The sequence below is a fragment of the Thermodesulfovibrionales bacterium genome (assembly GCA_035622735.1).
Classification (GTDB): domain Bacteria; phylum Nitrospirota; class Thermodesulfovibrionia; order Thermodesulfovibrionales; family UBA9159; genus DASPUT01.
The window spans coordinates 1-9,970 of sequence record DASPUT010000257.1; the positions used below are offsets into that span (position 1 = coordinate 1).

14 protein-coding genes are annotated in these 9,970 nt (G+C 52.8%); 8 read left to right on the forward strand and 6 right to left on the reverse strand.

What is annotated here, in order from left to right; translation table 11 throughout:
• Window positions 1-206: 206 nt before the first annotated feature.
• Window positions 207-1,085, forward strand: a complete 879-nt coding sequence (locus tag VEI96_13320) for an ATP-binding protein (GenBank protein HXX58974.1) — start codon at window positions 207-209, stop codon at window positions 1,083-1,085.
• A 48-nt stretch (window positions 1,086-1,133) separates the two neighbouring features.
• Here the strand turns inward: VEI96_13320 and VEI96_13325 are convergent, their stop codons facing one another.
• The 4 genes from VEI96_13325 to ald form a co-directional block, all read right to left on the reverse strand.
• Window positions 1,134-1,463: a hypothetical protein gene (locus tag VEI96_13325; protein HXX58975.1), complete on the reverse strand. Its 330-nt coding sequence runs from the start codon at window positions 1,461-1,463 to the stop codon at window positions 1,134-1,136.
• 85 nt (window positions 1,464-1,548) lie between these two features.
• Window positions 1,549-2,349 carry a c(7)-type cytochrome triheme domain-containing protein gene (locus tag VEI96_13330; GenBank protein HXX58976.1) on the reverse strand — a complete coding sequence of 267 codons (801 nt, stop codon included), beginning with the start codon at window positions 2,347-2,349 and terminating at the stop codon, window positions 1,549-1,551.
• Window positions 2,350-2,538: 189 nt separating this feature from the next.
• A complete protein-coding gene (locus VEI96_13335) occupies window positions 2,539-2,781 on the reverse strand; it encodes a hypothetical protein (protein ID HXX58977.1) in 243 nt (80 codons plus the stop codon).
• Window positions 2,782-2,837: 56 nt separating this feature from the next.
• On the reverse strand, window positions 2,838-3,938 hold the full coding sequence (gene ald, locus VEI96_13340; protein HXX58978.1) for an alanine dehydrogenase: 1,101 nt from the start codon (window positions 3,936-3,938) through the stop codon (window positions 2,838-2,840).
• Window positions 3,939-4,102: 164 nt separating this feature from the next.
• Between ald and VEI96_13345 the strand changes: the two genes are divergently transcribed.
• On the forward strand, window positions 4,103-4,639 hold the full coding sequence (locus VEI96_13345) for a flavin reductase family protein (GenBank protein HXX58979.1): 537 nt from the start codon (window positions 4,103-4,105) through the stop codon (window positions 4,637-4,639).
• Window positions 4,640-4,669: 30 nt separating this feature from the next.
• Here VEI96_13345 and VEI96_13350 read toward each other — a convergent pair whose 3' ends face one another.
• Together VEI96_13350 and VEI96_13355 are read right to left on the reverse strand one after the other, a co-directional pair.
• A complete protein-coding gene (locus VEI96_13350) occupies window positions 4,670-5,086 on the reverse strand; it encodes a DnaJ family domain-containing protein (GenBank protein HXX58980.1) in 417 nt (138 codons plus the stop codon).
• Window position 5,087: 1 nt separating this feature from the next.
• Window positions 5,088-5,282 carry a hypothetical protein gene (locus VEI96_13355; GenBank protein ID HXX58981.1) on the reverse strand — a complete coding sequence of 65 codons (195 nt, stop codon included), beginning with the start codon at window positions 5,280-5,282 and terminating at the stop codon, window positions 5,088-5,090.
• Between the two features lie 206 nt (window positions 5,283-5,488).
• On the opposite strand from VEI96_13355, the gene VEI96_13360 reads away from it, so the two are divergent.
• The 6 genes from VEI96_13360 to VEI96_13385 form a co-directional block, all read left to right on the forward strand.
• Window positions 5,489-5,749, forward strand: a complete 261-nt coding sequence (locus tag VEI96_13360; protein ID HXX58982.1) for a hypothetical protein — start codon at window positions 5,489-5,491, stop codon at window positions 5,747-5,749.
• 43 nt (window positions 5,750-5,792) lie between these two features.
• Window positions 5,793-6,800, forward strand: coding sequence for a chromate resistance protein ChrB domain-containing protein (locus VEI96_13365; protein HXX58983.1), 1,008 nt, complete (start codon window positions 5,793-5,795; stop codon window positions 6,798-6,800).
• A gap of 1 nt (window position 6,801) precedes the next feature.
• Complete coding sequence (chrA, locus tag VEI96_13370; GenBank protein ID HXX58984.1) at window positions 6,802-8,070, forward strand: chromate efflux transporter; 1,269 nt, start codon at window positions 6,802-6,804, stop codon at window positions 8,068-8,070.
• A 17-nt stretch (window positions 8,071-8,087) separates the two neighbouring features.
• Window positions 8,088-8,951, forward strand: a complete 864-nt coding sequence (locus VEI96_13375) for a universal stress protein (GenBank protein ID HXX58985.1) — start codon at window positions 8,088-8,090, stop codon at window positions 8,949-8,951.
• A gap of 29 nt (window positions 8,952-8,980) precedes the next feature.
• Window positions 8,981-9,535 carry a DUF2148 domain-containing protein gene (locus tag VEI96_13380; protein ID HXX58986.1) on the forward strand — a complete coding sequence of 185 codons (555 nt, stop codon included), beginning with the start codon at window positions 8,981-8,983 and terminating at the stop codon, window positions 9,533-9,535.
• A 165-nt stretch (window positions 9,536-9,700) separates the two neighbouring features.
• A partial coding sequence (locus VEI96_13385) for an MFS transporter (protein ID HXX58987.1) occupies window positions 9,701-9,970 on the forward strand: 270 nt, incomplete at its 3' end.

Consider the following 9,970-nt stretch of genomic DNA (forward strand, 5'->3'; position numbering starts at 1 on the left):
CTTCACCTCCTTTCATTGAGAACGGTCTGCGCTGAACCGCGATTCCCGGAGAATCACGGCGCGGAAAATATTATAGCAAATCTCTCTTCCGCATTTCATTCAAGATATTCCCCCTCGGCCCTGGGACCGAAGGATGCGGCGCCTTGATTTGATCAGAGTTTTTCGATGATAATAGAAGCCCGAGAATCGGGCATTCCCGTTTCACTATGGATGACCTCCTGAAAGAAATACGGCGCCTTAATGCGAACCTGGAGCGGTTGACGGATTATTTCGTCCCCTCCCGTGACCCGGCAATCCTCGGGCGGTACAGGGCGTTCCGGTCTTTCTCACAGAACAACAGGCTCTGCTTCAGGGGAATCCCCGAGCCGGATCCGGTAGGGTTTGAAGAGTTGAGAGGGATTAACCCCGTCATCGAGCGGCTCATCGAGAATACCGAACAATTCCTCGAAGGTCTTCCGGCAAACAATGTCCTCCTCTACGGACCGCGGGGGACCGGAAAGTCCTCTGCGATTAAGGCCCTGCTCAACAGGTATCGGAAAAGGGGATTGAAGATGATCGAGATGCCGAGGGAGACGCTCTTTCATCTCCCGGATGTCGCGGAGATCCTCAGGGGAAGACCTGAGCGGTTCATCATATTCTGCGATGACCTCGCCTTCGAGGAGGAGGAAGTCTCCTACCGTGAGCTCAAGGCGGTCCTCGAGGGCGGACTCGAAATGAGGCCGCACAACATGCTCATCTACGCGACTTCGAACAGGCGGCACCTCATGCCGGAGAGACCGGAGGATAACCTCCCTGTCCTTTCCGGAGGGGAACTCCATCCGGCTGAGACGATGGAGGAAAAGCTCTCCTTAAGCGACCGGTTCGGTCTCAGGCTCGGCATCCTCAACTTCGATCTCGAAACATATCTCGATATTGTTTCACATTACGCCGCAGCGAGAAGGATCACCATCCTTCCGGAGGACCTGAAGAAAAAAGCCACGCAGTGGTCCCTCTCTCACGGGAGTTTCTCGGGAAGAACAGCCCGTCAGTTCGTTGACGACCTTGAGGGCCGGGTAGGAATGAAGAGGCCCAATGAAAAAGCGTGAATTCAAAATGACGGCGATCGAGTTGCCTGCCGACCGCATGGGGCGGTATTACTTCTTCTCTTTCGACTCCAGCACGTAGGAGAAAAGGTCCCTGCACATCTGAAGCCTTTTCGAGTAAACCTTCCTCGAGGCCTCGTCCAGCTTCTCGATAGAAGGTTTCAGCTTGTCGCACCTCGTAATAAGACTTCTCAGCTCATCCGAACGGAAGGCCATGGCATCCTGAGTCTTCGAACAAAGGTCATCGAACTCCATTTTCCATTCTTCCTGCGCCTCTGCCGCCCCAAAGGCCGGGAAATCGCGTATCCGTAGATCCTGAAGAACAAGAGAAGAGAGAATTATGAAAATGAAAAAGATCGAAAGAACAAACGACCTCTTCATATCTTACCTTTCCCGCGCCGGAAGATTCCGGCTACGCTGCATCCCCCGGTTCGATAACGCTTTGCATTGAGAGCCTGTCCCCTTCTCATTGAACCTGCCTTATGTGGCATCTCTGACAATCAATAAGGGGAAAGGCGACCGAAACATGACAGACACCGCAGTATTTTCCCTCAAAGATCTCTTTCATAGAATACTGCGACGTTCCCTTTTTTACGCCGACAAATATTTCCGGATGACAGAGCTCACAGCCATTCCAGACCGTATGCTTCTTGTGAGAAAATATGATGTCGGGCATTCCTTCCACTTTTGCCCCAAGATCAAAATCCTTCTGAGCGGTAATCGCCCGTCTCTTGATCGAGACGTTCTCGACAAAATCAACCGGCCTTATCAGGCCCTCTGCTTCGGCCTTTTCCCAGTCGACTCCGTTACCAAAGCGTTCCTTCGGGAGCTTCGCGGTGAATTCGCCAAAATCGTACTTCGGTTTCACATTCTTTCCTGCCGAGTGACAGAACGCACATCGCGCCTTTTCTCCCGGTGTGGGAGCTTTAGAGCATGCCTCGAATACCTTCTCTTTACCCGATATCATCTTCCCGTTATGACATGCGCCGCAGTAGTAACCCTTCATGTTGTCAGTCGCCTTGACGGCTGTGGCGCCCGCCTTCATAGCGAACCCAATGTCCACATGGCACACCCTGCAGGTGAATTTTGCCCGATGAAGCCAGTGATCGAAGACAACCGGGGAAAGACCTGCCTTCTCGGAATAGTTGTTGATTACGACTCTGCCGTATTCATATGGCAGGGGCCTCTTTTTCTTGACGGAGGTTTGAGCCGACACCATGCCGACAAAAACAAAAAGCAAGAAGATTCCACAGAGAACCTTATTCATAGAAAGCCCCCTCCTGTAATTTGCTTGTGATGCGTGATTCGGCTCTATTATAGTCTCATCCCGGATAAAGTCAATATATCTGCACCGGCGACGGAAGCCGTCCCGACTTCTCGTTCCCGCGGCCTTTCCGGCTGAACCATGATGAATCGAACCTAATCGTATTCCATATCGATTACCGTGCCGCCGGCCTTAATCTTCTTGGCGGACGCTACCCTTGTTGATCGCTTTTTCCTCCACGGAGACGCCCGAGGAACCAGCCTTAAGAATGAAGTGCGCCATCACCGCCAGAATGACGGCAAGGAGAAGAATACTCAGGAAAAATTTTGGTCTCCGGTAGAGCAGGTAAGCAAGGACTAGCGCGATGGCAACTGTGACGAGAGGATGGGCCTGATAAAATCCGATGACGACACCCATGTATCCAGAGACGTCCATACAATCATTTATACCAGAAAACCCAAAAATGTGAAAGTTGCTCTCGCCTTATCCGTTCACCTCTCTATGTCATGAAGCGGCAGTCCCATCGCCTCAGCCAGCGCTCTATGCACAATCCCACCCCGGTAGGTATTCACGCTCGACCTGATTACCGCGTCCCCCCTGATGGCCTCCTCGACACCCTCATTTGCGACGATTTTGACATAGGGGAATGTTGCATTCGTCAGTGCGAGCGTCGATGTCCTCGGATATGCGCCGGGCATGTTGGCAACGGTGTAATGGACGACACCGTCAATTTCGTACACAGGATTGTCATGCGTCGTGGGCCTCGATGTCTCGACACATCCCCCCTGGTCTACAGAGACATCTACGATTACCGCGCCCTTTTTCATAGATTTGAGCATATCCTTCCTGATCAGGAGCGGGGTTTTCCCGCCGGGTATGAGGATAGCCCCGATGACGATATCCGCATCTCTGATCTCTTCCCTTATGTTGTACTGGCTCATCGGCAGGGTACGCACCCGTCCCAAAAACAGCTCATCAATTTTTTGCAGCCTCTCGACACCCCTGTTCATCACGAAGGTGTCCATTTCGAGACCGAGACAGACACGGGCGGCATTGCTTCCCACGACTCCGGCACCCAATATCACGACCTTCGCGGGCTTCACCCCCACGGTCCCCGTAGGCAAGACTCCGTCGCCCCCGCAGAATTCCTGAAGATAATAGGCGCCCATGAGAGGCGCCATTCTTCCGGCAATCTCGCTCATAGGGGTGAGGAGCGGAAGGCTCTGGTCCCTCTCGAGGGTTTCGTATCCCAGGGCTGTCACTCTCCTTCTGAGAAGCGCTTCGGTCAGTTCGGGGTTCGGCGCCAGATGGAGGAAGGTGAATATCGCCTGCCCCTCCCTGAGGAGGTCGTACTCGGAAAGGAGGGGCTCCTTAACCTTTATGATAAGCTCAGATTTCCTGAAGAGCGTCTTTCTCTCGACGATGTCGGCATCGGCATTGAGGTATTCATCGTCGGAGAATCCGCTGCCCGCACCCGCTCCCTCCTCAACAAGAATCATATGCCCTTCCCTCTTGAGTTCCTCGACGCCGGCCGGGGTCAGCGCAATCCGGTATTCCTCCTTCTTAATCTCCTTCGGAACGCCTATGATCATACAGGATTCCTCCTCGAAGCTACATCGTTCAACCAAATTATAGCAAATGTGGGCCGGATTGCTAAGAGAGGAGAGGTGCGCTATAATAAGGCCGGTGACGTGATTATCGCCGCTTCGCGGCGTTTGCTGCCGTCCACTTCTGCAGCCTGTCGAGGGGGTTCTGGATGAGGAAAAGAACGCTTCCTCTGTCCCAAGTCTATGGTCTGCTAGAGCCCGGACCGGTCGTGATGGTCACTACGGCCCGTCGAGGCCGGGCGAACATTATGGCCATGTCGTGGCATACGATGATGGAGTTCGAGCCGCCGATTATCGGCTGCGTTATCAGCAACAGGAACCATACGTTCGGCATCCTCAAGGAAACCCGGGAATGCGTCATCAACATCCCCACCGTGGAACTCGCCGAGAAAGTTGTCGGATGCGGCAACACATCCGGTCGCCGCGTCGACAAGTTCAAGACCTTCGGCCTCACTCCGGCTAGCCCCTCCCGGGTATCGGCGCCGCTTATCGACGAGTGCCCCGCGAACCTTGAATGCAGGGTCGTCGATACACGGATGGTGGCGAAATACAACTTCTTCATCCTCGAGGTAGTCAAGGCATGGATCGACCCATCGAGGAAGAACGGACAGACGATCCATCATCTCGGCAGGGGCGTATTTATGATCGCAGGCAAGACAGTTAAGCTGCCTTCGAAGATGAAATAGCAATCGGCAAGATCAGACTGAACCGAACTCCTAGCGACCGATAACTCTCCTCTCGCTGCGGGGCTCATCATCTATGCCTTTGCAGCAGGATTTGAGAAAGATCTTCTCTTCGTACTCGGGGGAATCAGCGAGATTGAGGGGTCGTTTCCGCATCATGTTCAGTTTCAATATCTTGAAGTTCAATTCCCTGAGTCTCTTCAACCTCTCCTTCTCATCGTCCAGGGTGTTCACCAGTTCTCTCAGGCTCATCACTTCCCTATGCGTTTCGATTTCAGGCGGAAGGCACCCGGCGTTCTTCATGATCCTGTAGGCGAGCCGCAGGTCTTCGGCCAGCCAGGTTTCATCCTCGAAGACGAGGGGTTTCCCCTCCCCCCGGAGATTATCGAATGCGCCCTCCTCCATGGCCCTCCTGATCCGCTCTTCAGCGACCCTGGCGATTATTTCCATATTACCCCCTCAGCCCTGAATAGGCTGACTGAAAGGCAAAGATAGCAAAGACGAATAACAGTCCGGAAAGAAAGAGGAGATAAACCCCCCTGAGCAGATTCTTCCTCTTCACCTCGGAGAGTCCCCTCGGCGCAAGCATGACGGCCCCGAACGAGAGCATGAGGCCCAGGAGTATCTGGGTAATGCTCCTAACCAAGGCCGGCCCCTGAAAAACCGTGGTGCTTCAAGGGAAATGCGTAGCTGTTTCTCGGCTCCTCCACAAAAGTTATTCTATGACACTTATTCTTCTCTTGTAAAGCCTTGTTCCGGAAGAGATAATAATTTTCCTTGACAGTGAGATGTAACATCTGTTACATTATTAACAGAAGTCACATCATCTCCGAGCCGAGAAGGAGGCAACAGATGAAAAAGGCGACAAGAAATCTGGACGAGCTATTCCTGGATATCGCATTTGCGGCAGAACGAGAGTTCAACTTTCCACACGGGGATCTGCATCGCATCGCAAGAGAGATAGAGGATACCCTTGTCGCAGTCGCCTTTGCGGAGGCTGGAGAGTTCGAAACCGCAGTGGGCTGCCCGAATAAGGGTGGTGAAAACACGAAACAGCAACGGCCCGGCTGCCGTACGAGGACATTTACCCGCCTTTGTGCGGGAAAGGCTTAGTCGAAGCGCGACGGGATGAGAGAGGAGGCGCAGAGAAAAGCGTATGAAGCGTAGAGAGCAAAAGAGCATGGTTAAGAGCCATCACTGGATATTGTTCTTTTATAGCGTTCCTTCAAAGCCGGTGAGCAGCCGGATGAAGATATGGCGGAAACTCGCCAAGGCAGGGGCGCTCCAGCTCAAAGGAGCTGTCTACATCCTCCCCCTGACCGAAGAGCACTATGAGTTCTTCCAATGGCTTGTTTCTGAGGTCTCGTCAATGGGCGGGGAGGCGGCGTTTACGAGGATCGACGCCATTGATTCCATGAGGGATCAGGAGATCATCGATCTTTTCAATCAGCACAAAGATGTCGAGTACCAAACGCTCGGCGGAGCCCTCGAAGACCTCGAAACGAAGGTGAACAGCGTCAGAAAGGGCTCAAAGTCACAAAACCCTAAGGCGTTGTCAGAGCAGATCGCCAAGCTCTCAAGGAGCTATGAAGAGGCCCTCAAAACAGACTTCTTCGTTTCAAAATCCGGCTCCGCATTCAGTTCAAGGCTCAATTCCCTGCATAAAGCAATTAAGAGTCTCTCAGGAGCTGCAATCGAGGTTAGACCTGTAAGTGTACCTTTGCGAAAAATCGGAGACTACCAGGGAAAGATATGGATAAGCCGCAAGAGGCCCTTCGTTGACAGAATGGCCTCGGCATGGCTGATCAGGAGGTTCATAGACAGAAACGCCGTATTCAGACTCGTTGACGAGAGGGAGATGGCGACTGTCGCCAAGGACCATGTCACCTTCGATGTGAGCGGCGGGGTCTTGACTCATGTCGGTGATCTTTGCACTTTCGAGGTTTTGGTAAGGACATTCGGAATGAAGGACAGGGCCGTCAGGAAGATAGCCGAGATTGTACATGAGCTCGACATTAAGGACGACAAGTACCGGAATCCTGAAACGAGGGGCCTTGAAGAGATCCTTTCCGGGCTCAGAAAGGCTGTCAAGGACGACACGGAGCTTCTGGAAAAGGGGATGTCAGTCTTTGAGATGCTTTTTCTGTCAAAGGCAGGCCCCTAGCATGAATAGAGGAATACCATTCAAGGACACATTCCTTTACTGGCTGAAGCTTGGCTTTATCAGTTTTGGCGGCCCCACAGGGCAGATAGCGATGATGCACAAGGAGATTGTCGAAAACAAAAAATGGATGGACGAAGATCAGTTCCTGCATGCCCTTAACTTCTGCATGTTTCTGCCCGGCCCTGAGGCCCAGCAGCTCGCCACGTATATCGGCTGGACGCTCAACAGTACCCGCGGCGCCCTGGCAGCGGGAGTGCTGTTCGTGCTGCCCTCGGTCTTCATACTCTGGGGCCTGAGCTGGATCTATGCGGCTTTTGGGACGATCCCGGCAGTGTCGGCCCTCTTTTACGGGCTGAAGCCGGCAGTCGCTGCGATTGTTGCCGAGGCGGTGATCAGGATCGGAAAGAAATCTCTGAAGACCGGCACCCTTGTTGTTCTCGCTTCTTTGTCATTCATCGCCATCTATTTTCTGAACATCCCGTTCCCGGTAATCATTGTCAGCGCGGGTATCATTGGCTATTTGTTCAATCGTCGGCTGTCGGGCCAGGGGGAGCCACTGAAAGGCGCTGTATCTGAATCAGTGCATGACTCCACATCCAGTGGGTGGGGCCGAACCATCAGAATCGCCACATTCGGCCTGCTTCTCTGGTTCTCTCCGATGATTCTCATCGGTCTGTGGCTGGGGTGGGACTCTATTCTCGTCAATATCGGCGTCTTGTTCAGTAAGGCAGCGGTCGTGACCTTTGGAGGCGCTTACGCAGTGTTAGGCTATATAGGCCAACAGGCAGTGAACCATTATGGTTGGCTCACACAGGAGCAGATGATGGACGGACTCGCCCTTGCCGAAACCACTCCTGGACCGCTTATCATGGTTAACCAGTTTGTGGCGTACGTTGCCGCCTATCTCCATACACAGGGGCTCACGCCTGCCGTAGCCGGAGCTGTCGGCGGAGTTGTGGCCACGTGGGTTACCTTTGTGCCGTCAACGCTCTGGATTTTCATCGGCGCCCCGTATATCGAATCGCTCCGTCGCAAGGTCAGGCTCTCTTCCGCCCTGACCGCTATTACTGCCGCTGTGGTCGGAGTGGTCCTCAATCTGGCGGTAAACTTCACGCGCCACACTCTCCTGCCGGAAACCGGAGGGTTTCAGTGGTACGCGCTTGCCGCTTCCATAATCAGCTTTGTCGGCATGACAAAGTTCAAGTGGGGCATGATACCGGTGATCATCGGCTCGGCATTAGCCGGGTATATATGGAAACAGATTCTGTAACAATAAGGAGAACCATCATGAATTGTGCACAATTTTGTCCGGTAGGAAAGCTTGAAAAGTTGCTATTGGCAACTGACGGATCAAAACACAGCGAGGGAGCGATACGGGAGGCCATTGGCTTCGCTTCGAAATGCTCGAGCAAACTTTACGTATGCATGGTGCTTGAAACAAACCCCGAGTATGAAACTATCGGCTCAGATGTCTTAGAAAGAGAGGAAGAAGAGGCAAAAGCCCATCTTGACTCAATTAAGTCAAGGGCGGCAACGGAGGGACTGGCATGTGAAACTATCTTCCTCGAATCAGTGGAGGCTTCTGAAGCCATCGTGGACGAAGCGACTGAGAAGAAAGTCGACATGATCGTCATCGGCAGGCATGGACGAAAAGGCTTGTTGAAAGCATTTATGGGAGAGCTCGCTGAGAGGGTGATCACACACGCTCCCTGTAAGGTCCTTGTAGTACCCAAGGCTGCCAAGATTGAATACCGAAATATCATGGTGGCAACAGATGGGTCCGGACATAGTATCGCTGCGGTTGAAGAAGCTGTAAACATCGCAAAGCGTTGTGGCAGCAGAATCATCGCTCTCTCCTCTGTCCGGACAGACAGTGAGTTGGCACGAGCTCAAGCAAATGTGAACAAGGTTCTTGAGATGGCCAAGAGTGAAGGCGTAGAAGCCGAAGGGCTCACGCCTGCCGGTAGGTCTTATAACGTCATCGTCGAGACAGCAGGCGGAAGAGGAGTTGACCTAATCGTTATGGGGATGCCGGTAAAATCAGAACTGGGAAAGTTCTTCACCGGAAGTGCGACCGAAAAGGTGATCGGGACCGCTGGTTGTGCAGTCCTCGTCGCAAAGGGAGAGGCTTCGGTTTCTGCAACGGTTTAGCTCAAACATTACAAGAAAAGGAGAATAAGATGAAAGAAGTAACGGAAATGGCGGTAAAGCTTATGGCGGCATCGGCGAGGACAGCACCGAAGGCCGGTGGAAAAGACTTTCTCGAAATCGCGGTGATCACGAAGGACGAGGATCTCAAAAAAATCGCTGAGACGATGAAGGAATATGCATCGAAGAGCACCAACGAAGCTTACTGGCTGAGGGATGCATCGAATATCGAAAACTCTCAGGCTCTCCTTCTCGTCGGACTCAGCAAGCCGGTGACGGCGGGGTATGATTGCGGGGGATGTGGCTATCTTACGTGCGCAGAGTTTGCGAAGAACAGACAGATCAGGAGCAAAGAGATGGGATATACGGGTCCCCATTGTGTGATGAGGATGATCGATATAGGCGTGGCTCTTTCATCGGCTGCAAAAACGGCGGGCCTTCTCAATGTCGACAACAGGGTGCAGCAGCGCGTCGGAGCTGCGGCAAGGGCCATAGGTCTGATACAGGGCGAAGTCGTCATGGGCATACCGGTCAGCATAACGGGGAAGAGTATCTATTACGACCGGCAGACACCCGTGAAGCACTGAAAGATACCGTAATGAATGAACAGGCAGGACACGATATTCGAGCGTTTTTTTTGCCGATAGTCCGGACAGAATACTAAATGTCAGGAGGCAAAAACCTAGGAGGTCTGAAAGACCGAGAATGAGCAAGAATATTGTGTTCTGCCTAGATATGGGGCACACGATATCATGACAAACATTCTCTCTCCTTTCACAGCACTCTGTTCGGTCGGTTTCTTTGCGCGATTGTCGTACGCCCTCGCGCGAAGCCCCGTGCTTCCTCTGTTTGCATTGTACCTTGGTGCCGGGCCTGAGGCGATAGGATTTGCTGTGGGGATATCAACGGTGACAGGGATATTCTTCAAGCTTCCCGCAGGCGCCTTATCGGACGTGATAGGCAGAAAGAGGACGATGATGATCGGTCTTCTCTTTTTCGCCTTCATGCCCTTTACCTATCTC